The 22,092-nt window shown below is 74.4% G+C and carries 19 protein-coding genes and 2 tRNA genes; 7 read left to right on the plus strand and 14 right to left on the minus strand.

Annotation, left to right across the window (positions count from 1 at the left end; all coding sequences use genetic code 11):
* Positions 1-1,088: 1,088 nt before the first annotated feature.
* Positions 1,089-2,138, minus strand: coding sequence for a PHP domain-containing protein (locus ACI79S_RS08045; RefSeq protein WP_456592960.1), 1,050 nt, complete (start codon positions 2,136-2,138; stop codon positions 1,089-1,091).
* A complete protein-coding gene (locus tag ACI79S_RS08050; RefSeq protein ID WP_456592922.1) occupies positions 2,135-2,707 on the minus strand; it encodes a DoxX family protein in 573 nt (190 codons plus the stop codon). Before ACI79S_RS08050 ends, ACI79S_RS08045 begins: the two co-directional genes overlap by 4 nt.
* A 159-nt stretch (positions 2,708-2,866) precedes the next feature.
* Between ACI79S_RS08050 and ACI79S_RS08055 the strand changes: the two genes are divergently transcribed.
* On the plus strand, positions 2,867-3,199 hold the full coding sequence (locus ACI79S_RS08055) for a hypothetical protein (protein ID WP_456592923.1): 333 nt from the start codon (positions 2,867-2,869) through the stop codon (positions 3,197-3,199).
* Between the two features lie 9 nt (positions 3,200-3,208).
* On the opposite strand, the gene ACI79S_RS08060 is transcribed toward ACI79S_RS08055, so the two are convergent.
* The 4 genes from ACI79S_RS08060 to ACI79S_RS08075 all read right to left on the minus strand — a co-directional run bounded on the left by ACI79S_RS08060 (position 3,209) and on the right by ACI79S_RS08075 (position 6,518).
* On the minus strand, positions 3,209-3,871 hold the full coding sequence (locus ACI79S_RS08060) for a potassium channel family protein (RefSeq protein ID WP_456592924.1): 663 nt from the start codon (positions 3,869-3,871) through the stop codon (positions 3,209-3,211).
* A complete protein-coding gene (locus ACI79S_RS08065; RefSeq protein ID WP_456592925.1) occupies positions 3,864-5,234 on the minus strand; it encodes a TrkH family potassium uptake protein in 1,371 nt (456 codons plus the stop codon). The genes ACI79S_RS08060 and ACI79S_RS08065 overlap by 8 nt, the downstream gene beginning before the upstream one ends.
* Positions 5,235-5,351: 117 nt before the next feature.
* Positions 5,352-5,870 carry a phosphatase PAP2 family protein gene (locus tag ACI79S_RS08070; protein ID WP_456592926.1) on the minus strand — a complete coding sequence of 173 codons (519 nt, stop codon included), beginning with the start codon at positions 5,868-5,870 and terminating at the stop codon, positions 5,352-5,354.
* A gap of 117 nt (positions 5,871-5,987) precedes the next feature.
* On the minus strand, positions 5,988-6,518 hold the full coding sequence (locus ACI79S_RS08075; protein ID WP_456592927.1) for a CGNR zinc finger domain-containing protein: 531 nt from the start codon (positions 6,516-6,518) through the stop codon (positions 5,988-5,990).
* Between the two features lie 103 nt (positions 6,519-6,621).
* On the opposite strand from ACI79S_RS08075, the gene ACI79S_RS08080 reads away from it, so the two are divergent.
* The 5 genes from ACI79S_RS08080 (at position 6,622) to ACI79S_RS08100 (ending at position 9,764) form a co-directional block, all read left to right on the plus strand.
* The gene (locus tag ACI79S_RS08080; RefSeq protein ID WP_456592928.1) at positions 6,622-7,821 is read left to right on the plus strand and encodes an MFS transporter; all 1,200 of its coding nucleotides are present in this window, start codon (positions 6,622-6,624) and stop codon (positions 7,819-7,821) included.
* A gap of 98 nt (positions 7,822-7,919) precedes the next feature.
* Positions 7,920-8,008: transfer RNA gene (locus tag ACI79S_RS08085), tRNA-Ser, on the plus strand.
* Between the two features lie 20 nt (positions 8,009-8,028).
* Positions 8,029-8,101 (plus strand) — tRNA-Arg (locus ACI79S_RS08090).
* A gap of 241 nt (positions 8,102-8,342) precedes the next feature.
* On the plus strand, positions 8,343-8,570 hold the full coding sequence (locus ACI79S_RS08095) for a hypothetical protein (protein ID WP_456592929.1): 228 nt from the start codon (positions 8,343-8,345) through the stop codon (positions 8,568-8,570).
* A 93-nt stretch (positions 8,571-8,663) separates the two neighbouring features.
* The gene (locus tag ACI79S_RS08100) at positions 8,664-9,764 is read left to right on the plus strand and encodes a glycosyltransferase (protein WP_456592930.1); all 1,101 of its coding nucleotides are present in this window, start codon (positions 8,664-8,666) and stop codon (positions 9,762-9,764) included.
* On the opposite strand, the gene ACI79S_RS08105 is transcribed toward ACI79S_RS08100, so the two are convergent.
* The 7 genes from ACI79S_RS08105 to ACI79S_RS08135 are packed head-to-tail and all read right to left on the minus strand — an operon-like array spanning position 9,662 to position 18,930.
* Entirely contained in the window at positions 9,662-10,921 is a 1,260-nt protein-coding gene (locus tag ACI79S_RS08105; protein WP_456592931.1) for a glycosyltransferase family 4 protein, read from the minus strand. The genes ACI79S_RS08100 and ACI79S_RS08105 overlap by 103 nt on opposite strands.
* Complete coding sequence (gene asnB / locus ACI79S_RS08110; protein ID WP_456592932.1) at positions 10,921-12,855, minus strand: asparagine synthase (glutamine-hydrolyzing); 1,935 nt, start codon at positions 12,853-12,855, stop codon at positions 10,921-10,923. Before asnB ends, ACI79S_RS08105 begins: the two co-directional genes overlap by 1 nt.
* A complete protein-coding gene (locus ACI79S_RS08115) occupies positions 12,843-13,955 on the minus strand; it encodes a GNAT family N-acetyltransferase (protein ID WP_456592933.1) in 1,113 nt (370 codons plus the stop codon). Before ACI79S_RS08115 ends, asnB begins: the two co-directional genes overlap by 13 nt.
* Positions 13,952-15,277, minus strand: a complete 1,326-nt coding sequence (locus ACI79S_RS08120; protein ID WP_456592934.1) for a lipopolysaccharide biosynthesis protein — start codon at positions 15,275-15,277, stop codon at positions 13,952-13,954. The genes ACI79S_RS08115 and ACI79S_RS08120 overlap by 4 nt, the downstream gene beginning before the upstream one ends.
* Before the next feature lie 28 nt (positions 15,278-15,305).
* The gene (locus ACI79S_RS08125; protein WP_456592935.1) at positions 15,306-15,989 is read right to left on the minus strand and encodes a sugar transferase; all 684 of its coding nucleotides are present in this window, start codon (positions 15,987-15,989) and stop codon (positions 15,306-15,308) included.
* Positions 15,986-17,152, minus strand: a complete 1,167-nt coding sequence (locus ACI79S_RS08130) for a DegT/DnrJ/EryC1/StrS family aminotransferase (protein ID WP_456592936.1) — start codon at positions 17,150-17,152, stop codon at positions 15,986-15,988. The genes ACI79S_RS08125 and ACI79S_RS08130 overlap by 4 nt, the downstream gene beginning before the upstream one ends.
* On the minus strand, positions 17,149-18,930 hold the full coding sequence (locus tag ACI79S_RS08135; RefSeq protein WP_456592937.1) for a polysaccharide biosynthesis protein: 1,782 nt from the start codon (positions 18,928-18,930) through the stop codon (positions 17,149-17,151). Before ACI79S_RS08135 ends, ACI79S_RS08130 begins: the two co-directional genes overlap by 4 nt.
* Before the next feature lie 575 nt (positions 18,931-19,505).
* On the opposite strand from ACI79S_RS08135, the gene ACI79S_RS08140 reads away from it, so the two are divergent.
* Positions 19,506-20,447, plus strand: coding sequence for an NAD-dependent epimerase/dehydratase family protein (locus ACI79S_RS08140; protein WP_456592938.1), 942 nt, complete (start codon positions 19,506-19,508; stop codon positions 20,445-20,447).
* Positions 20,448-20,496: 49 nt separating this feature from the next.
* On the opposite strand, the gene ACI79S_RS08145 is transcribed toward ACI79S_RS08140, so the two are convergent.
* A complete protein-coding gene (locus tag ACI79S_RS08145; protein ID WP_456592939.1) occupies positions 20,497-22,050 on the minus strand; it encodes an FAD/NAD(P)-binding protein in 1,554 nt (517 codons plus the stop codon).
* Positions 22,051-22,092 lie beyond the last annotated feature (42 nt).

Here is a 22,092-nt window from a genome sequence, read left to right on the forward strand (position 1 = left end):
GGACGTCGGTCTCGGGGACGTCGGTGTCCGTCGTGGCGGTGGACGGCGCGGTCGTGCCGGTCCCGGTGGGCTGCGGCTCGCCGGTGGCTTCGACGCGCGGCGCCGGCACGGCCTCGGTTCCGGCAGGTTCGGCGCCGGCATCCGCCGCCGTCGGCGCGGGGATCTGCGCAGGAGGTGCCGAGGGGACGACCGGGTCAGGGGAGGGGGCGGCTGGTGCCTCCGGCGCCGCGGTAGGTGGCGGAGCTGTCACGGGAGGGTGCTCCGCGGGCACGGGTGGTGCGGGGACCGGCTCGACGTCGCTGGTGGGCGGCACCGGGTCACCCGTCGGGGCGGCGGGGCCCGGCGCCGGCGTGGTGGGCGCTGAGCCGGGACCGGGCGGGGGCGGAGGTGGGACCTCGGGTGCGGGGGGCGGCGGGGCGTCCGCCGGTGAGGGCGGCACCGTCGGAGGCGCGGGTGGGACCTCGGGTGCCGGGGGCGGCGGGGCGTCCGCCGGTGAGGGCGGCACCGTCGGAGGCGCGGGTGGGACCTCGGGTGCCGGGGGCGGCGGGGCGTCCGCCGGCGAGGACGGCGCGGCCGGGGTCGAGGGCTTCTTGGGGGCCCGGCTGCCAGCAGGGGTCGGGCGGAACGGCAGGGGGCGGTCGGACGGCCGCGCACCGTGACCGGGGGACGCCGCGGGCGCGGCCGTGGCCGACACCGGGGGCGCCGGCGGCTGCGGATCCGCAGCCCGGGCCGGTCCGGGCTCGAGCAGGAGAACCAACCACCCGAAGGCGAGCAGGGCCAGCACGCGTGGGGCGGCGACGCGCGCGGCGGCACGGAGGGGCGCCGTCGGACCGCCGGCGGGCACGGCCGTGGGGCCTGGGGGCCCCTCGCCGCCGTCCACCACCGGAACCTCCTCGTCACGGGGCCCGCGCCCCGGCTCTCGCAGCCGTGCGAACCTCTCGCTGTCCCGGCGTCGCCGCAAGTCCTCCCGGGACGGACGCCGGAGACGACCGGCCTGGCCTCACGCTGAGTGAGCGCGCCCGGGGCTGATGGTCCAAGTCCGCGCCCCGCCACGAGCCTCTGGTTGCGGCGCGTCACGAGGCCCGGCGCTAGGTGCGGGTCCTGGCGAGCAGCTCGTCGGCCGGGCGGGCGTTGATCACCCGCTCGATCGGGACGCCGCACTCGATCGCCCGCTCGCAGCCGTTGTACTGCCAGTCCAGCTGGCCGGGGGCGTGCGCGTCGGTGTCGACGGCGAACTCGCAGCCGAGCTCCACCGCCAGGCTCAGCAGCCGCCGCGGCGGGTCCAGCCGCTCGGGGCGCGAGTTGATCTCCACCGCGGTGCCGTGCTCGACGCAGGCGGAGAACACCGCCTCGGCGTCGAACTGGCTCTCCGGCCGCGGCTTCTGCGTGCCGTCGCGCTGCCTGCGGCCGATGACCAGCCGGCCGGTGCAGTGACCGAGGACGTCGGTGTGCGGGTTGGCGACGGCGGCGAGCATCCGCTCGGTCATCGCCGAGCGCTCGGCCCGCAGGTCGGAGTGCACGCTCGCCACGACGACGTCCAGGCGGCCCAGCAGCTCCTCGGTCTGGTCCAGCGAGCCGTCGACGTTGATGTCGCACTCGATGCCGGTGAGGATCCGGAACGGCGCGAGCTCCTCGTTCAGCGCGGCGACGACGTCGAGCTGCTGCTCCAGTCGTTCGGGGGAGAGCCCGTTGGCCACCGTGAGCCGGGGGGAGTGGTCGGTCAGCGCCAGGTACTCGTGGCCCAGCGCGATCGCGGCCTCGGCCATCTCCCGGATCGGGCTGCCGCCGTCGGACCAGTCGGAGTGGACGTGCAGGTCGCCCTTGAGCGCGGCGCGGAAGGCGGCGACGTCCTCGGCCGCCGGCAGCTCCCCGGCGTAGGTCCCCTCCAGCGTGGCCAGGTACTCGGGCACCTGGCCCCGGTGCGCCTGGGCGACCACCGTCGCCGTCTTCGGGCCGATGCCCTTGAGGTCCTTCAGCGTGTTGGTGCGGATGCGGCGGTCCAGCTCGGCCTCGTCCAGCCCGTCGACCACCGCCGCAGCGGTGCGGTAGGCGCTCACGCGGTAGCTGGCCTCGCGGGCGCGCTCCAGGAGGAAGGCGATCCTCCGGAGCGCGGCCGCGGGCGGGAGCGGAGCGCTCAGCGAAGCACCTTCAGGGCGCCCTTGCCGGACTTCTTGCCGACCTTGCGGGAGGCCCGCTTCTGCGCCTTGGTCGCGCGCTTGGAGGCCTTCTCGTAGTTCTTCTCCGTCGCGGTGGCGGCCCGCTTCGCCGCCCGGCGCGTGCGGTAGCCCACCGACGGCTTGCCCTCGGTGTCGACGGCGGCCAGCAGCAGCCCGCCGAACAGGCCGGTGTTCTTGAGGAAGTTCGAGAGCTGCCCGAACTTCTCCGTCGGGTCGTCGTGCTCCCAGAACCGGTGCCCGGCCAGCGTCGTCGGGACGACCGACGCCGACAGCACGATGGCGGTCAGCCGCGGGAACCGGTTCAGGGCGAACAGCGAGCCGGCGGCCACCTTGATGGCGGCGTCGGCCTTCACCCACTGCTCGACGTCGCGGGGCAGCTCCACCGGGAGCTGCTTGTCGGCGGTCTCGGCGATCTTCTCCACCACGGGGGTGGCGCCAGGCACGCGTTCCTGCGGCTTGCGCAGCGTGCTGATCCCCCCGTAGATGAACGGCGCGGCGAGCAGGGGCCGGGCGATCCGGCGAACGAGCATGGTGACCTCTTTCCTCGATGCCACTGGGCAGTCGCAGCGTGCACTGCCCGGAAGATCCATCCGGCAATCACGCGGCGCAACTCGGGCGGCCGATCTCCCCGGCGGCGCGGGAGGACTCGGCGGTGCCGCAATCCGGGATCGCTGCACTACGGTCAGCGGGTGCCCGTCGCCGCCGCGCTCCGCCAGGTCGTCGTCATGCTCGCGGCCGCGGGCCTGGCCGCTGCCGTCGCGGGCGGGGTGTGGGCGGCAGTGGGCGACGAGGGCTTCCGCAGCCGCTTCGCGCTCTCGCTGATGGTGGTCGCCGGTCTGCTGGCGCTCGTCGGCGGCACGCTCGCGCCCCGCCTGGCCACCGCCGAGGCGCGTGCCCTCCTCGGCCAGGGGCCGGGTCAGGAGGAGCCGGGGGAGGGCGAGCCGCTGACGGCGCTGGGCGTCTTCCTGTTCGTGGCGCTGCCGCTGTTCGCCGCCGGCCTGGTCACCTACGGCAGCGGCTGACCCGCGGGGTCACTGCAGGTCGACGAACCGCTCGACGTCGCGGGGCCGCCCGGCGATCACGATCGTCGAGCCGTACGTGAGCACCGTGTCGACGGCGGCGTGGGTGTAGGCCCCACCGCCCTCGGGCTTGACCGACACCACGGTGACCCGGTGCCGCTTGCGCAGGCCGGTCTCCCCGAGCGGCAGCCCGACGATCTCCCGCGGCGGTTTGGTCTTGGCGAACACCCACTGCGGGTCGAGCTCCACCCAGTCCAGCAGCCGGCCGGAGACCAGGTGCGCGACGCGCTCGCCCATCTCGTGCTCGGGGAACACCACGTGGTGGGCGCCGATCCGCTCCAGGATCTTGCCGTGCTGGCTGCTCAGGGCCTTCGCCCAGATGTCGGCCACCTCCAGCTCCACCAGCAGCGAGGTGGTGAGGATGCTGGCCTCCAGATCGGTGCCGATGGCCACGACCACGCGGCGGAACTCGGCCAGGCCCAGCTCGCGCAGCGCGTCCAGGTCGGTGCCGTCGGCGACCGCCACCTGCCCGAGCTGGCCGGAGAGCCGCTGCACGATCTCCGGCCGGTGGTCGATCGCCAGCACCTCCGTGCCCCCATCGGCCAGCTCCATGGCCAGGGCCGTGCCGAACCGGCCCAGCCCGATGACGGCGACCGGATCCCTGTGACTAGCCAACGATGGTCCTCTCCTCGGGGAGCTGGTAACGCCTCGCGCGGTCCCGCAGGGCCAGGCCCGAGGCCAGTGTGAGCGGGCCGATCCGGCCGACGAACATGAGCAGGACGACGAGCAGCTGGGCACCAGGTGGCAGGCCGGCCGTGATGCCGGTGGAGAGGCCGACGGTGGAGAACGCCGACACCGTCTCGAACAGCACCTGCTCGAAGGAGAAGTCGGTCAGCGCCTCCATCGCGAACGTGGCGACGGTGACCACCCCGATGCTGAGCAGCGCCACCGCTAGCGCCTGGCGCTGGTTCGTCGGGGGCACCCGGCGGCGGCCCACCTCGACGTCGACGTCGCCGCGCAGCTCCGCCCACAGCACGTAGGCCAGCAACCCGAAGGTCGTCACCTTGATCCCGCCCGCGGTGCCGGCGCTGCCTCCGCCGATGAACATCAGCGCGTCGGTGAGCAGCAGCGTCTCCGGCTGCAGCGCGGCGATGTCGAGGTTGTTGAACCCCGCCGTGCGCGGCATGACGCCGGCGACGAAGGCCGCCATGACGGTGTCGCCGGCTCCGAGCGGACCGAGCGTCCGGGGGTTCCGCCACTCGGCGAGCAGGTAGCCGGCCGTGCCGACGACGATCAGCGCGGCGGTGACGACCACGGTGACCCGGGTGAGGACCGACCACGTCCGCGGCCGGCGCCACGACCGGAGCAGCTCGAACACGACCGGGAAGCCCAGGCCGCCGACGATGACCGCCGCCGCGATCGTGAGGCTCACCCAGGGGTCGCCGACGTAGCGCACCAGGCTGTCCGGGTGGAGCCCGAAGCCGGCGTTGTTGAACGCCGAGATCGCGTGGAACACCCCGCTGTACAGGGCCGCGGGGGCCGGCTGGTCGTAGCCGAGCGCGAACCGGGTGGTCAGCACCACCGCCGCCACCGCCTCGCAGGCGAGGCTGAACAGCACGACCCGGACGATCACCCGCCGCACCTCGGCGGCCGACAGCGACTTGGTCTCGGCCTGCGCGATCAGGCGCGCCCGGAGGCCCAGCCGCCGGGAGAGCACCAGCGCGACCAGGCTCGCCAGGGTCATGATCCCCAGCCCGCCCGCCTGGATGAGCGCCAGGATGACGCCCTGCCCGAAGCCCGACCAGTAGGTGCCGGTGTCCACGGTCACCAGGCCGGTGACGCAGACCGCGGAGGTCGCGTGGAAGAGCGCGGTGAGGAGGTCGGCCCGGCCGGGCCCCGGCGTCGCCAGCGGCAGCGACAGCAGTGCGGTGCCCACGGCGATCGCGAGCAGGAACGCCCCGGCGATGACCCGGCCCGGGTGCCGGAAGCCCCGGGCGATGGCCCGCTGGGGTGCCGGTGCGCGGTAGCCGAGCGTCACCGCGGTCCTCCCGTCAGCGCCTCCGACGGTCGGTGGGCGAGCCACCTTCGCACACCGTCCGCGGGCCGACCGCGCAGCCGGTGCCCGGCGGGTCACCCGCTCCGCGGGGCCGGCGGCTCAGCGCCCGACGCGCCGTCCCGCCACGGCGACCGCGCCGCCCACCGCGAGCCCCGCCAGCACGTCCCCGGGGTAGTGCACGCCGACGTGCACGCGGGAGTAGGCGACGCCCACGGCGAGCGGCGCCGCGACGGCCCCCGCCGCGGGGTTCTCCAGGGCCAGGCCGGTGACGAAGGCCACGGCCGAGCTCGCGTGGCCGCTGGGGAACGACAGGCTCCCCGGTTCCCGGCGCAGCCGGCGCTCGGTGCGCAGGTTCGCCAGGTCCGGCCGCACCCGGCCGAACAGTGGCTTGAGGACGGCGTTGACCACCGCGCTGGCCACCAGCATCGACCCCACCCCGCGAACCGCGCCGCGCCGCAGCCCGCCGGGACGGCTGCCCAGCGCGAGCCCGACCAGCAGCCACAGCTTCCCGTGGTCGGCCGCGGCCGAGAGGTGGCGCAGCCAGCGGTCGGCCGGGGTGGTGGGGAGCCCGCCGATCCAGGCGTGCAGCCGCGCATCGACGTCGCGGGGGATGCGCACGTCCGGACGCTAGCCGCCGGGGCGATGATCAGCCCACCTGATCGTCGAGCGTCCTCCCTCACGGTGGGCGCTGAGGGAGGACGCTCCATGATCAGGTTCCCTGATCGTGGCCGGGGGTCAGGACTTCCGGCGGGCCCGGTAGGCGGCCACCGTCGAGCGGCTGGCGCACGTGTTCGAGCAGTACCGGCGGCTGGCGTTGCGCGAGGTGTCGACGTAGACGTCGTCGCAGCCCTCGGCCGAGCAGACGCCCAGGCGCTGCCAGCCGTGCTGCACCACGACCTGCGACAGGCCCATCGCGACCGTCGTCGTCAGCTGCTCGAGGGCCGGGGCGTCGGGGCGGGCGTAGTGCAGGTGCAGCTCGCCGTCGTGGTCGGTGGCGTAGGGCCGCGGCCGGGCCAGCGCCAGGAGCTCGTTGAGCCGGGCGAGGACGTCGGGCTGTGACTCGGCCAGCGCGACGGCCCGCACGAGCTGCGCGGTGGCGGCCGCCTTCGCGACGTCCGAGGGCGCCAGGTCCAGCGACGTCCCGGGCGTGAACCACTCGTCGTGCGCCGCGAGGAAGCGCGCTATCCCGTCCTCGGGTGCCAGGTCGGCGTTGGCCAGGGCGATGGCCAGCTCGACCGCGGTCGACCCGTAGGTATCGTAGTCCAATTGACTCCCTACCGTCGAGTCCCTACTCTCGGGACTGCGTAGGCGGTCAACAGCCTTTGACCGCCTACTGTTCCTTCCCCTGCAGTGCGAAACGAGTGCAAGCGTGCGTGCCTACCTCGCCGTCTGGCGGCTTCCCTCCGCCAAGGTGCTCCTCCTCGCCGGCTTCGCCGGCCGTCTGCCGTCGTCCATGGTGCCGCTCGCGCTGCTGCTCATGGTGCAGCAGCAGACCGGCTCGTACGCGATCGCCGGTCTGGCCGCGGCCACCCTCGGCATCGCGTCGGCCGTGATGGCGCCGGTCCTCGGCCGCCTCGCCGACCGGAAGGGTCCCCGCCGCATCCTGCTCGCGCAGTCGGCGCTGTACCCGCTGCTGCTCGGCCTGCTGGTGGCGGTGACCCTCGGCGGCGCGCCGCATGCCGCCGTCGTGGCCGCCGCCGGCCTCGCCGGCGTCAGCACGCCGCTGGTCTCCGGCACGGTCCGCGCCCTGTGGTCGCGCACCGACCCGCGCGTCCGCTCCACCGCCTACGCCCTCGACGCCACGGCCACCGAGCTGGTGTTCGTCGTCGGCCCGACGCTGGTCGCCGCGCTCGCGGTGCTCGCCGCGCCGACATGGGCGGTGGGGCTCGCCGGTGCGCTGGCCGTCGTCGGCGCGCTCGGCGTCGCCCGCGTCGCCCGGTCGTGGGTGCCCGTGTCGGCGCCCGCCGCCGGCCTGTTCACCACCGTGCTCGCCCCGGGCATGCCCCGGGTGCTGCTCAGCGGGTCGGCCGTGATGCTCGGGTTCGGGGCGCTCGAGGTCGCGATACCGGCGTTCGCCGACTCCACCGGATCCCCGGGGCTCTCCGGGGTCCTGCTGGCGGTCTGGTCGCTGGGATCGGTCGCCGGTGGCCTGTGGTTCGGGGCGCGGGTGATGAGCGCGTCGCTGCCCCGGCAGTACCGCTGGCTGCTCTTCGGCGTCACGATCGGCCTCGCGCCGCTGGCCTGGGTCTCCAGCCCGTGGGCGCTGGGTGTGCTGCTGTTCCTCGGGGGGACGGCGATCGCGCCCACCCTGACCGTGCAGAACTCGCTGGTCGGCTCGCTCGCCCCGGTGCACGCCACCACCGAGGCGTTCACCTGGCTGTCCACGATCACCGTCGGCGCCTCGGCCATCGGTGCGGCCCTGGGTGGCGCACTGATCGAGACCTCCTCCGGGGTGCCGGGGGCGCTCGTGCTGGCCTGCGCGGGGGCGGCCGCCGCCGTCGTCGTCACCCTCGTGCCCGGTCGCAGCCCGCTGGCACCCACCCGGTCGCGCGAGGCGGTCGCGGCCTGAGCGCCCACTGCCGGGGGTGCCGGTGCACCCCCGGCAGACCTCGCCTCGAAGCGCTGGTAGTCTCTCTCCTCGGTGGTTACGAGGTGACTCGAGCCCCGGGAGGCTTCGCCTAGTCCGGTCTATGGCGCCGCACTGCTAATGCGGTTTGGGTTAATCCCCATCCCGGGTTCAAATCCCGGAGCCTCCGCGCACGACAACTGAACACAGGCACCCGTAGCTCAACGGATAGAGCATCTGACTACGGATCAGAAGGTTAGGGGTTCGAATCCCTTCGGGTGCACGTCTGGTTGAGACAGCGACGAGGCCCCGTTCCGTAGTTCCGGAACGGGGTCTCCTCGTGTTCCCGTCGTGTCACTGCACTCGGTGCCGATCCGGCGAAGCAACCCCCACACGGGGATCCCGCCGACCTCTCGGGGGACACGTGCGTAGCCGTGCACCTGCACTGGGTAAGGTCGCCTGCGTCGGCCGTGACGGGCCGGCCACGGCCCGTCACGCGGGCCGCGAGACGGAGGGTGGCGCTGATGACCGGTCTGCTCGTGGCGGCAGCGGTGTGGCCGGTGCTCGTGGTCCCGCTCGCCTTCCTCATCGGCCGCCTGCTCCGGTCCACCGATCGGCTCGAGGAGGCGCAGCGGGCCGCCGACGCCACCGCCGCGGCCCCGCCCGTCCGGCGCGGAGCACGGTCGCGTGCCCGCCGGTCCCGCGCCGGCCGCGGGCGGCTCTCGCCGTCCCTGGGAGCCCACGGAAGCTGAGCCGGAGGCTCCCGCCGCGTCGCGGAAGGCTTCCACGTCGCACGTCCGGCCCTACAGTGACCCGGTGATCCCGCGATCCGTACGGACCGTCCGGTGAACGCGCCGCGGCTGGTCGTCGCCGCCTCCTACGGGCCCGCCGGTGCCAGCACCCGGGTTCGGGTGCACGAGTGGCTCGCCGTCCTCCGGCTCGAGGCGGAGTGCCTCGACTACCTGGGCACCTCCGATGTCCGGCCCCGCACCCTCGCCCGGCAGCCGCTCGGCGTGCTGCGCGCCGAGGCCCGCCTGCGGCGGCTCCACTTCCGCCCGGCACCCGAGCGGCTGCTGGTGTCCCGCTCGATGGGCCCGTTCACCGGGGGCCGGCTGGAGGCGTCGCTCCTGCGGCGCGCGGGCTGGGGTGTCTACGACTTCGACGACGCGCTGCACGCCGATGACCGCGGGGGCATCCACCGGTTCTTCGGTGAGGCCGCCGGCTGGGGCCCAGCCGTGCGCAGCGCCGACCTGGTCATCGCGGGCAACAGCTACCTGGCCGACGCCGCCGCCGAGCACAACGCCGACGTCACGATCATCCCGAGCTGTGTCGACCCGGCGGCCTACCCGCAGAAGCGGGACTACGCCGTGGGGCCGGTGCCCCGGATCATCTGGGTCGGCTCGCCGTCGACCGAGCGGTACCTGGAGTCGGTGGCGCCGGCGCTCCTGGAGGTGCACCGGCTCACCGGCGCCCGGCTGACGGTCGTGAGCGCCGGCGACCGGCCGCTCGGGGACCTCGCGCCGATGACCGACCGGGTGCAGTGGGACGGCCCGCGCACCGACGCCCTGCTCGCCGAGGCCGACTGCGGCATCATGCCGCTGCCGGACACCCCGTTCACCCGGGGCAAGTGCGCCTACAAGCTGCTGCAGTACGGCGCGGCCGGCCTGCCGGCGGTCGCCTCGCCGGTGGGCGTGAACGCCACGGTCGTCCGCGAGCTCGACGGGTACGGGGCCGTCGGCGTCGACGACTGGGTGGACGCGCTGGTGGCGCTGCTCGAGGAGCCGGAGACCGCTCGCCGGGCGCGTGGGCTGGCCGCCCGGCGAGCCGTGGAGGAGCGCTACAGCTACGCGGCCTGGCGCCCGGCCTTCCTGCGTGCCCTGCGGCTCCCGGAGTCCGGGATCGCCCGGGACGCCGTCGGTGAGAGCGCCGCGGAGCCGCCGAGGTAGATCGACTGCAGCCCTGACCAGATGGTGGTCGGGCGGAAGTCGCGGAGGGCCCGCTGCCGCGCGGCGCGCCCAGCGGCGCGGACACCCTCGCGGTCGGCCTCGCAGGCCCGGATCGCCGCAACGAGCTGCGGTACGTCCCCGGTCTCCACCAGCCACCCGGTCTCCCCGGGGACGACGGAGTCGCGGGACCCGGTGGCCGTGGTGGTGATCGTGGGCACCTGCGCCAGGGCCGCCTCGAGCACCACGTTCGGGAAGCCCTCCCGCCGCGTGGGCAGGCAGAACACGTCCATGCCGACGTAGGCCTCGTAGGGGTCGAACGTCCAGGCGTCCACGCGCGTGACGTTGTCGTCCAGCTCCGCGACGGCGGCGCCGAGCTCCTCGTCCTCGATCGGCCCGAGCAGCATGAGCTTGACCGGCAGATCGTGCAGGTGCCGGAACGCCTCGAGGAGGTCCTGGACGCCCTTGTCGTAGGAGATCCGGCCGACGAAGCCCACCACCAGGTCGTCGGGCTCCACCTTCCAGTCCGCCCGGACGGCCTCCCGGTCGACGCCCGCCAGCCCCGGGTCCCAGCGCTCGGGGTTCACCCCGTTGCTGCTGCCGTGGGCGATGACCACGGGCCGGTCCCGCCGACCGAACAGCCGCCACCGCACCGCCTCGTCCCGCAGGCTGTCGCTGACGCAGACCACCTCCGTCGCGAGGAGCACGGTGAGCCGCTCGGCGAGCCACAGGACGGCCAGCTGCGGCTTCGAGCGGGCGCCCTCCAGCCGCAGGCCGCGGAGGATGTAGACCCGCCGCGGCACCCGGGTGAGCCAGCCCGCGATGCTCCCCAGCAGGCCCGCCTTCGGCGTACCGACGTTGAGGACGTCGGGGCGCAGCCGGCGCAGGAGGCGGATCCACTGCACGAGGGCGACCGCGTCCTTGCGCAGGCTGGTGTCGCGCTCCATGGGCAGCGGGTGGATCGTCACCTTCTCCCGCTCGGCGACCGTGTCCAGCGGGTCGCCGGGGGACGTGACCAGGTGGACGTCCCAGCCCTGCTCCCGGAACCAGCCGAGCTGGCCGCGCAGCAGGGTGGCGGCCGACTGCGGCACCGTGATGCCGTAGACGATCCGGCCCGGCGCGGGGGAGCCGCCGGGACGCTGCACCGAAGGGGTGTTCATCAGGCTCCCTGCCACTGTGCCAGCCAGCCTTGGAAGACCAGCAGGTTCCAGACCTCGTTGGTGTGGTCGCGCCGGCCGCTTGCGTGGCGGGCCCAGGTAGCCCGGACGGCGTCGACGTCGAGGATCCCCTGGCGGCGGAGCGTCGCGGGGGAGAGCAGGTCCTCCGCCCAGCTCCGCAGCGGACCGCGCAGCCAGTCGCCGATCGGCGGGCCGAACCCCATCTTGGGCCGGTCCATGAGGTCGGCGGGGAGCAGGCCGGTCAGCAGCCGGCGCAGGACCAGCTTGCCCACCCCACCGGCCAGCTTGTGCTCCAGCGGCAACGACCAGGCCAGCCGGTAGATCGCCGGGTCCAGCATGGGGATGCGGGTCTCCAGCGAGACCGCCATCGCCGCCCGGTCGACCTTCACCAGGATGTCGTCGGTCAGGTACCCGATGGCATCGGCCAGCATGAAGGACTCGGCCGGGCTGCCGACCGACGGCAGCAGCGCCGGGCGGGGCGCGACGTCCCCCAGCACGTACCGGCGGCCGGTGACGGACGTGAGCTTCGCGTAGAGGTCCTGGGCGTCGGCGAAGTCCGCGATGGCGCCGAGCTTGTGCACCCGCGGGCCCAGCCCTCCGGTGGGCGCACGCATGCCGGCGGCCCGGCCCACGGAGTCCCAGGCCGACGGGCTCACCCGCAGCGCGGCCGACCCGGCGAACCCGCGCAGCCCCCGGGGCACACGGGCCAGCGGTCCGTACAGGCGCTCGGAGGTGATGTGCCGGTTGTAGCCGCCGAAGAGCTCGTCCCCGCCGTCGCCGGACAGGGCGACGGTGACATCGGCCTGCGCGACCCGGGCCACGAGGTGGGTGGGCAGCTGCGAGGGGTCGGCGAACGGCTCGTCGTACATGGTCGGCAGGTCGGGCACGACCGCGAGGACGTCGTCGGCGGACAAGGAGACGGTGGTGTGCTTCGTCCCCAGCGCCGCGGCGACGGCGGATGCGTAGGACGACTCGTCGACGGACGGGTCGTCGAAGCCGATGGTGAAGGTCCGCACCGGCAGGTCCGACGCCTCCTGCATGAGCGCGGTGACCACCGTGGAGTCGATCCCGCCGGAGAGGAAGGCGCCGATCGGCCGATCGCTGATCGTGCACCGCTGCACGCTGTCGCGCAGCTCGGTGTGCACGGCCTCGACGGCGTCGTCGAGGGAGCCCCGGAAGGGCGCCATCCGGGCCCGGACGGCCTCCCCGACGGCGTCCCAGTGCACGTGGGTGCTGATGCCGGCGTCGTCGATCCGGTCCTCGAGTTCCACGCACACGGCGCCGCCCGGCGGGACCTGGGCGACGCCCTGGTAGATGGTGGCCGGCTGCGGGACGGCGCTGCGGGAGAGGAACGTGGCCAGGGAGACCGGGTCGATCGCCGGCCGGTGCCCGGTGAGCGCGGCCAGCGCCTTCAGCTCGCTGGCGAAGGCGACCGAGGACCCCTGGTGCGTCCAGTACAGCGGCTTCTCGCCGAACCGGTCCCGGACCAGCCACAGCCGGCGGCGGAGGCCGTCGACGTACGCGAAGGCGAACATCCCGCGCGCCCGCCGCGCCGTCTCGACCGGGCCCCACCGGCGGCAGGCCAGGAGCAGCACCTCGGTGTCGGAGCGGGTGCGGAACCGGTCACCGCGCCGCTCGAGCTCCGCGCGGAGCTCGTGGAAGTTGTAGATCTCCCCGTTGAAGGTCACGGCGTGCTCGCCGTCGTCGACCGTCATCGGCTGGGTGGCATCGGTCGTGAGATCGATGATCGCGAGCCGGCGGTGGCCCAGGGCGACGGGCAGGCGGGAGGAGAGCCACCTGCCCTCGCCGTCGGGACCACGGTGCCGCAGGGCGTCCAGGCTCGCGCCGATCAGGTGGTCGAGGCTCTCGGGCGACCGGCCGACCAGCCCGCCCGCGACTCCGGCTATCCCGCACACGGGCCGGAACGTAACTGCGTCGGGGGGGAAGCGGAACGGTTCTCGTCGCGATCGGCCGCCGGGGTGCGCCACGGGGGGAAGAACCCGCTCGTCGAGTCGGTCCCGGCCAGCTCCGCGTAGCGCTCGCGGTCGTGCACGAGCTTGGCGATCCGGAAGGTCAGGGGAGCGCTGCCCGGGTCGAAGCGGTGCTTGAACAGGAACAGCGGGGACGCCGAGCTCCCGCCGACACCGCCGCCGAGGTGGAAGCCGGTGACTCCGCGGGACTGCGCCCACTGGGCGGCCGCCAGGAAGCAGCGGTTCGAGGCGCCGGTCCTCCGGGCCAGGTCCGCCGAGCCACCGAGGTGGTAGTGCAGCCACGGACCCTTCATGAAGCAGAGCAGCGACGAGACGAGCTCGCCGTCGATCCGCCCCTCCACGAGCACCGGTTCGAGGTCCGCGGAGTGCGTGAGCAGCGTGTCCCAGTACGGCGTCGGGAAGAAGAAGAACGGGTTGGCCCCCTGGCGGCGCATGGTGATGTCGTAGAGCTTCCGGAAGCCCTCCAGCGAGGGCGGGCCCGGGTGGATGGTGATCTCCAGGCCGGCCTGGTCCGCCCGGCGGACCGCCCGGCGGTGGTGCGGGTGCATGTGCGCGACCAGGTCGCGGCCGGCCGAGACGTCCCACGCCACGGTCTGCCCGAGGGTGGTGACGTCGCCGGTCGGCGGGACGAACCGGTCGTTGCCCAGCAGCGGGTGCAGCCGCAGGAACGTCGAGACGACGTGGTTCCGGCGGGCCCACTCGTCGAGGGCCCGGCCGAACGCGGCCACGTCCGGGGCGCCCCGCGACACCGGGCCGCCGTAGCCGTACGGGGTGGTGGCGTCCCAGCCCCAGTCGGGCAGCGGCCGGAGGAGCAACGGCAGTCCGACGTCCCCGCCGGGCAGGCGGACGCGCAGGAAGACCGGCCGGGTGCCCGGCGGCTCGAGCAGTGCCGAGGCGTGGTGGTAGGCGGCCTGCAGGTAGGTGTCGCGGGCGCCGAGCGCGGCCACCAGCGCATCCCACCCGGCGGCGGGCACGACCTCGACGGCGCCGGCCGACACGACGGGCTCGGGAGGTGCGATGGTCACGGTGCCTCCACGGGTGACGGGCTGCCGAGCGGCCGCTGGACGTGACGGGTCAGGCGCGCCCGCGCCACCGCGGCCATCACGACGTAGGCCAGGACGACCCCGCCGCCGATCCCGGCGGTGCCGAGGAGCAGGTAACCGGCCGACGTGGTGATCACCAGCGCGACGCAGCCCACCAGCGCCCCGACCGCTCCGGTGCGCAGGTCGCGGCGCCCGGCGCAGGCCGCCGAGTCGACGTGGTAGCTGGCGTAGGGCACGGCGGCGAGGCAGAGGATGGGCAGGACGTCGCGCGCCGGGGTGAAGGTCTCGCCCAGCAGGAAGGGGATCACGAACCAGCCCGCGACCGATACCGCGACGGCCAGCACCGCGGTCAGCCCCAGGACCCGCAGGTACATGCGCCGCCACGGCTCGAACGTGCCCGCTTCGGCGGTCCGGCGGGTCAGCATCGGCGCCAGCGCCACGGGGGCGACCCACGAGATCTGCGCCAGCGACGAGGCCGCGGCGTAGATCCCCACCTGCGCCGGGGAGCCGAGGGCGCCGAGGACCAGGCGGTCGCCGATCACCACGAACGACGTGCCCAGCGCGGCCACGAGGGCCGCCCGGCTCAGCAGCAGGAAGCCCCGGGCCTGGGCCCACCACTCCGCGAACCCGGTGCGCGGGCGTGCCCGGCTCGCGGAGTCCGCGGCGCGGCCCACGAGGATCTGCGCCGTGATCGCGCCGCCGTAGCAGACCGCGCCGGCGTACAGCGCCGTTCCCGGCGTCAGCGCGCTGCTCGCGTGCAGTGCCGCGATCAGCAGGAGCTGCACCGTCGCCGCGGCCACGTCGATCGCCATCGTCGTCCGGTGCCGGCCGAGCCCGTGCAGGCCTTCCCGCAGCAGGTGCGCGCTCAGCGCGGTGGCCGAGTAGGCGAGGAACGGGACCACGATGCCGGAGTCGCCCGTGGTCAGCCGGAGCAGGACGACGAGGCCGAGGGTGGCGCTGACGACGACGTGCGGCACGGTCAGCAGGCCGGCCAGCCCCAGGTACCGCGGCCACGTCCACCACCGGCCCGGTTCGGCGAGGACGACGTGCGAGGCCTGGCCGGCGCCGAGGCTGCTGAGCAGCAGCACCAGCGTCGCGACGGTGGTGGCCAGGACCAGGTCACCGCGGTCGTCGGGCCCCAGCCACCGGGCCGAGAGCAGAGCGACGCCCATCTGGACGGCCATCTGGACGGCCGACCAGGCCGGGAGCTGGAGCCCGCGCAGGAGCGGGCGCAGCCGCCCACCGGGGGGTGGTGCGGGGGCGCCGCCGACCGCCGTGGTCAGGCCACCGGACACGGAGGTCACGACGACTCCCCGGGTGGTCGTCCTGGGGTCATGCGGCATCGTGCCGGGTGACCGGCGTGCCGTCCTCCGCGCGGTCGGGCGCCACGGCCGGGGCGGGCTCGCTCCCGGTGAACAGGTGCATGGTCGCCGTTCCCGGGGCGGAGATGCCCTGGCGGCGCAGCACGGTGACCAGCGTGGTCAGCAGGATCCTCGCGTCGAGGGCCGGGCCGAGGTGGTCGACGTACTCGACGTCCGCCGCGAATTTCTCCTCCCAGGTCAGCGCGTTCCGCCCCCGGACCTGGGCGAGCCCGGTCACGCCGGGGCGCACCTCGTGCCGGCGGAACTGCTCGGGGGTGTACCGGTCGAGGTACTCCATGAGCAGCGGCCGGGGGCCGACGAGGCTCATGTCGCCGCGCAGGACGTTCCAGAGGGTGGGCAGCTCGTCGAGGCTCGTGCTGCGGAGCCGGCGGCCGAACGGGGTCAGGCGCACGGCGTCGGTGTCCACGCCGTCGGTGTCGCCGAGCGTGCGCATGGTGCGGAACTTGACCAGCTCGAACGGCCGGCCGTCCAGCCCGGGGCGCACCTGGCGGAACAGCACCGGGGACCCGAGGTCGCGGCGTACCGCCAGGGCCACCGCCGCCATGACCGGTGCGGTGACCACCAGGCCGGCCCCCGCCACCAGCACGTCGACCGCGCGCTTGACCCGCAGGTACGCGCCCCGGCGCGCGCTCACCGGCGCTGCCCGAGGAAGGAACGCAGGCACGACTGCACCTCGTCGATCTGGCCGGACGTCAGGGCCGACCCGCTGGGCAGGGTGAGCCCGGTGGCGAACAGGCGGTCCGCGGCACCGTTCAGGACGGAGCGGGCTCCGGCGAAGACGGGCTGCCGGTGCATGGGCTTCCACAGCGGCCTGGACTCGATGTCGGCCTGGTCGAGCGCTGCCCGCAGGTCGTCCGCCGACCAGCCGGCCTCGCCGGGCTCCACGAGCACAGCGGTGAGCCAGCAGTTGTCGGCGTCGTCCCCGGCGCGCTGGAAGACGCGCACCCCGGGCACGCCGGCGAACAGCCGGGCGTACTCCTCGCGCAGCCGCCGGCGGCGGCCGATCATCTCGTCCAGCCGCTCCAGCTGGGCCAGGCCGAGGGCCGCCAGCACGTTGCTGAGCCGGTAGTTGTAGCCGATCTCGGTGTGCTCGTAGTGCACCGCCGGCTGCCGCGCCTGCGTGCTGAGGTACCGCGCCCGCTCGGCGATGGATCCGTCGTCGGTCAGCAGCATGCCACCACCGCTGGTCGTCATGATCTTGTTGCCGTTGAAGGAGAGCGCGGCCATGAGGCCGAAGGACCCGGCCGGGCCGGACGCGTGGCGGGCACCGAGGCCCTCGGCGGCGTCGGAGATGACGGGCACCCCGAACCGCTCGCAGACCGGCACCAGCCGGGTGTAGTCGGCGCACCGGCCGAGCAGGTCCACGGGGATGACGGCGGCCACCCGGGCCCCCTCGGCCTCGAGGGACCGCAGGGTCCGCTCCAACAGGTCGGGGTCGAGCGTCCCGGACTCCTCCTCGCAGTCGACGAAGACCGGCTCGGCGCCGGTGTACACGACCGCGTTCGCGGTGGCGGCGAACGTCAGCGTCGGGACGACGACGACGGTGCCGGGGCCGGCCCCCACCTGCAGCAGGGCCAGGTGCAGCGCCGCGGTGCCGGAGGAGAGCGCCACGGCGTGCCGCCGCCCGCAGCGGTCCGCGATGCGCCGCTCCAGCTCGTCGACCATCGGGCCCAGCGGGGCGATCCAGCCCGACCGGATCGCCGCGGCGACCAGCTCCTCCTCCCGCAGGCCCACGTCGGGGGAGGACAGCAGGATCCGCCCGCGCTCTCGGGCACCCGCCAGGCCCAGCGCGGTCATCGCGTCACCGTCCGGGCGTCGTCGGCGAGCCGGTCGGCCGTGGCGCCCTCCCGCGAGGTCCACACCTCGTCCACCAGCTGCGAGGTGCCCAGCTCGGCGAGGGCCTCGGTCGTCAGCCCCTGCACCGCGACGTGGCTGATCATCGGGTGGACGGGCCGCTCCCCGCGCTCGCCGGCGCCGAACAGGTCCTCGTGCAGCTTCTCGCCCGGACGGAGCCCGGTGAACAGGATGTTGATCGGCCGGCCCTCCATGCTGATCAGCTGCGCCGCGACGTCGGCGATCCGGACGGGCTCTCCCATGTCGAGGACCAGCGCCTCGCCGTCGTTGCCGATGGCGCCCGCCTGGATGACCAGCTGGACGGCCTCGGGGATGGTCATGAAGTACCGCGTGACATCGGGGTGCGTGACGGTCACCGGCCCGCCGCGCGCGATCTGCGCGGCGAACGTCTCCAGGACGGATCCGCGGCTGCCCAGCACGTTGCCGAACCGGACCGAGAGGTACCGGCCCTCGGCCTGCTGGGCGTACGTGGCGGTGAGCCGCTCCGCCATCCGCTTGGTCCGGCCGAGGACGTTCACCGGGTCGGCGGCCTTGTCGGTGGAGACGTTGATGAAGTGGCTGACCCCGACGGAGGTCGCCGCCTCGAGGACGTTGCGGGTGCCCAGCACGTTGGTCTTCCAGCCCTCGCCGGGGTACTGCTCGAGCATGTTGACGTGCTTGAGCGCAGCGGCGTGGAAGACCACGTCGGGCCGCCGCTCCGCGAATAGCTGACGGAGCGCCCCGGCGTCCCGGATGTCGGCGAGGATCGCCTGGGGGAGGTCGAGCCGGGCCTCCCCGAACATCGTCAGCTGCAGGGCGTGCAGAGCCGATTCGTCCCGGTCGAGCATCAACAGCTCGGACGGGTCGAACGTCGCGATCTGCCGGCACAGCTCGGACCCGATGGATCCACCGGCGCCCGTGACCAGGACGCGCTTGCCGGTCAGGTAGCCGGCGATCTCGGCGACGTTCGTGTCGATCTGGCGGCGCCCCAGCAGGTCGGCGACATCGATGTCCCGGACGTCGCGGATGCCGACGCGGCCGTGCAGCAGGTCGGCGAAGCGCGGCAGGACCTTCACCGTCAGCCCCACCTCGGTGGCGGGCCGGGAGACCTCGCGGACCAGGGCCGAGTCGGCCGACGGGAGCGCGATGACCAGCACCTCGGCCTTGGTGCTCACGACCGCGGAGGGGATGTCGTCGCGGCCGCCGAGCATGCGGACGCCGCGGATGCGCACGTGCCGCTTGGCCGGGTCGTCGTCGAGCAGGCCCACCGGCAGGTAGGGGCTCTGCGGGTCGCTCAGCATGGAGCGGATGAGCTGCTCCGCGGCGTCACCCGCGCCGAAGACCAGCGTCGGCAGGCCGGTGCGCGGCCGGACGGCCCCCTCGCGCTGGCTGCGGATCACCAACCGGACGGTCGTCATGAGGACCAGGGAGAGCACGGCACCGATCACCGGGACGCTGAGCGGCAGCAGGCGCGGGGCCCCCGACGCGAGGACGACGGCCAGGACGGCGGTCGCGCTGACCCCGACCGCCAGCCCCAGCGCCTTGAGCTCGTCGGCGCCGCCGACGGCGTAGCGGCCCTGGTGCAGGCGGAGCGCGGCGGAGGTGACGGGGAAGACCGCGGTGCCGACGAGGATCCCGACGAGGAGCCCGGAGGGGTGGGACTCCTCCAACGAGCCCTCGTAGCGCGCGGCCAGCGCGAGGACCAGGCCCGCGTGCAGCGAGAGGACGTCGACGACCAGCATCAAGCACCGGACGAGCCGCCACCGCGTGACGGGCCTCCCCCGCGCGCCGTTCCGCCGATCGTGCGGAGCGACCCGCGGTGCCTCGTGCGCTTCCATTCCGCCCCCCGTTCGTCCAGGTGGAGCCCGTGTACTCCCGGCCCCACGACAGGTGGCGCCGATGACGACGGAACGTAGTGCTGGCGGGGGCGCTGTCGAGCGCTTCACGTCCTCCCGTCTCGCGGTGCGCCGTGGTCGTCCGGCTACGGTCGGGCAAGCCTGCAGGTCACTGGCTTGTTTTCGGCGAACGACACCGAATGACCACTTTCAGTCACGGCGGTCTGTCGATCCGCTCGGTGCTCATCTCTCGACGCTGCGTGTTCCGCTGTCGTGCGCTGGCGCCTGCCCACCCCCGCCGTCACCTGCGGGAGCGCACCGGCCAGGTGCCCGCCGGACGGTGACGCATCGTGACCCCTACTCCTCCGGCCTCCGCGCCGTTAGCCTCCGCACGAGCGACCCCGGCGGGCGTGTCAGGCCTGCCGCGCACCCGTCCCGCACGCCCGGTCCCGCCCGCGGGCCGCACCAGAGGGAGAACCATCGTGAGCGTCCTGATCACCGGTGTCGCAGGCTTCGTGGGCAGCGCCCTCGCCCGGCGCCTCCTGGCCGCAGGTGAGCGCGTCATCGGGGTCGACTGCCTCACGGACTACTACGACCCCGGCCTGAAGAAGGAGAACCTCGCCTCCCTCCCCGCCGACGGGTTCACCTTCGTGGCGGAGGACCTCAACACCGCCGACCTGGACCGCCTCCTCGAGGGCGTGTCGACGATCTTCCACGAGGCCGGCCAGCCCGGCGTCCGCAAGTCGTGGGGCGAGGAGTTCGCCACCTACGTCGACGCGAACGTCTCGGCCACCCAGCGCCTGCTCGAGGCCGCCCGCCGGGCGCCGGACCTGCGGCGGCTGGTGTACGCGTCCTCGTCCTCGGTGTACGGCAACGCCCTCGCCTACCCGACCACCGAGGACGACCTGCCCCGCCCGCACAGCCCCTACGGCGTCACGAAGCTGGCGGCGGAGCACCTGTGCACCCTCTACGCGGACAACTTCGGCGTCCCGACCGTCTCGCTGCGGTACTTCACCGTCTACGGTCCCGGCCAGCGACCGGACATGGCCTTCAACCGGTTCATCCGGGCCGCGCTGGCCGGCCGGCCGATCGAGGTCTACGGGACCGGGGAGCAGATCCGCGACTTCACTTTCGTCGACGACGTGGTGGCGGCCAACCTGCTCGCCGCCGGGGCCGACGTCCGGCCGGGGGCGGTCTTCAACGTCTCGGGCGGCACGAGCATCAGCGTCAACGAGGTCCTCGACGTCCTCGGCGAGATCGCCGGACGACCGCTGGAGGTCGACCGGAAGGACCCGGTCGCCGGTGACGTCCGGCGGACGGGCGGCTCGGCGGACCGCATCCGGGACGCGCTCGGCTGGGAGCCGACCGTGGACGTCGTCGCCGGCCTGCGGGCCCAGTGGCGGTCGCTGGGCGGCGACGCCTGACCGACGGCCGGGTGGCCGGCCCGGGTCAGCGGGGCCGGCCACCCGGCCGTCAGCGCCCGCTGGCGACCAGCGTCCGGGCCAGGTCGGTGCCGAGCGCGGAGCCGAAGGCGCTGATCCGTCCGCAGTGCTCCATGTGCCACACCGGGGCGCCACCGACCACGTTGCCGGCCAGCAGCGGGCCCATGACGTAGAGGCCGGGAGCCGCGGCCATCGACGAGTCCACCGCGATGCCGCCCCCGGACGGGGTGAGCCGGCACACCCCGCTGGTGATCAGCTGGGTCAGCAGCGGGGGAGCGGCGTGGCGCAGGCTGCGCGCCGGCCCGGCGCAGTTGACGACGGCATCCACCGGCGAGGCGATCTGGTGCAGCTCGCCGTCCACCTGGTACCGCACGTGCACCTGGCCGGCCGCATCGGCGACGAGGTCGACGAACGAGCCGGCCACGAGGCGCAGCCGGCCCTCGGCGGACAGCCGCTCGACGACCTCGCAGTACTCCCAGCCCGCCCGCCGCTGGTGACGGCCCAGCTCCACACCCCACCGGTCGGCGAAGACGGCGGTCTCGTCCTCGGGGAGCCGGCGCAGCACCCGGCCGACCGCCGCGGAGATCGGCGCGAGGGTGTCGGAGACCGACAGGCCCAGGGCCCGTCCCAGGGCGATGTCGGCGACGGCCGCCCGGTAGACCGCGGCCGCGTCGAGGGTCGCCACATCCTCGAGGGCGGCGAGGTGCTCGGGGTGGAACGGCCGGACGGCGCGCCCCTCGTCGAGCCGCTCGGGGAGCTGTCCGCTCGGCGAGAGGACCGTGAAGACGGTCTCCGCCGGGCCGGGGCCGGCGGCGTCGTTGACCTGGTAGAGCATGTCCATGGTGCTGGCGTTCGCGCCGATGACCGCGACGTGCGCCGGGCGGGCCCTGGAACCCCGGGCCGCGGCGGCGACGATCCGGTCGACGGCCTCGCCCATGTCGTCGAAGGGGTCGTCCACCAGCACCGCGCCCGGTGCGCCGAGGTCCTGCGACAACCGTCGCAGCACCGGCGGAGACCCGGTGGCGAGGACCACGCGACGGCCGTCGACGACCCGGTCGGTGCAGCGCACCAGGTAGCCGTGCCCGGCCGGCTCGATGGCGACCACGTCCTCCTGGATGACCTCCGTCGTCACCAGGCCCGCGGCCTCCGCACGGGCGATGGCCTCGCGGGTGCGCCGGGCGAGGAACTCCCCGAACGTGTACCGGGGGAGGTAGAGGGACTCGAAGTCGTTGCGCCGGACGGACTCCTCGTGGCGGGCCCACCACCGCGCCGAGAACGGTCCCTCCGCGGCGAGGAACTCCTCGAACACCCAGCCCTTGTTGTCGCCGAGCCACTCCACGAACAAGGCGCGCTCCTGCTCCGGCAGGAAGTCCCGCAGCGCGGTGATCAGCAGGGAGGTGCGGGCGGCGCGACGGCCGTAGGGCACGCCGGTGAACGGATCGGGCGCCCGCTCGACCACCGCGATGCGCAGTGGCTCCGCGGCCGGTCGCTCCTCCAGCGACCGGAGCAGCGCCAGCAGGATGTACGAGGTCGAGGCCCCGGCCCCGACGAACACCAGGTCCTGCCCGGGCGGCTCGTCGCCCACCTGTCCGACCACTGCGCTCGCCCTTGCTGTCGCGGTCACGTC

Source organism: Blastococcus sp. SYSU DS1024 (assembly GCF_054050795.1).

Excerpts from the sequence above, each read along its gene's own strand:
- ACI79S_RS08095 (WP_456592929.1), top strand. The coding sequence starts at position 8,343 with ATGACCGGTCTGCTCGTGGCGGCAGCGGTGTGGCCGGTGCTCGTGGTC.
- ACI79S_RS08105 (WP_456592931.1), bottom strand. The coding sequence starts at position 10,921 with ATGAACACCCCTTCGGTGCAGCGTCCCGGCGGCTCCCCCGCGCCGGGC.
- ACI79S_RS08050 (WP_456592922.1), bottom strand. The coding sequence starts at position 2,707 with ATGCTCGTTCGCCGGATCGCCCGGCCCCTGCTCGCCGCGCCGTTCATC.
- ACI79S_RS08135 (WP_456592937.1), bottom strand. The coding sequence starts at position 18,930 with ATGCTGGTCGTCGACGTCCTCTCGCTGCACGCGGGCCTGGTCCTCGCG.
- ACI79S_RS08130 (WP_456592936.1), bottom strand. The coding sequence starts at position 17,152 with ATGACCGCGCTGGGCCTGGCGGGTGCCCGAGAGCGCGGGCGGATCCTG.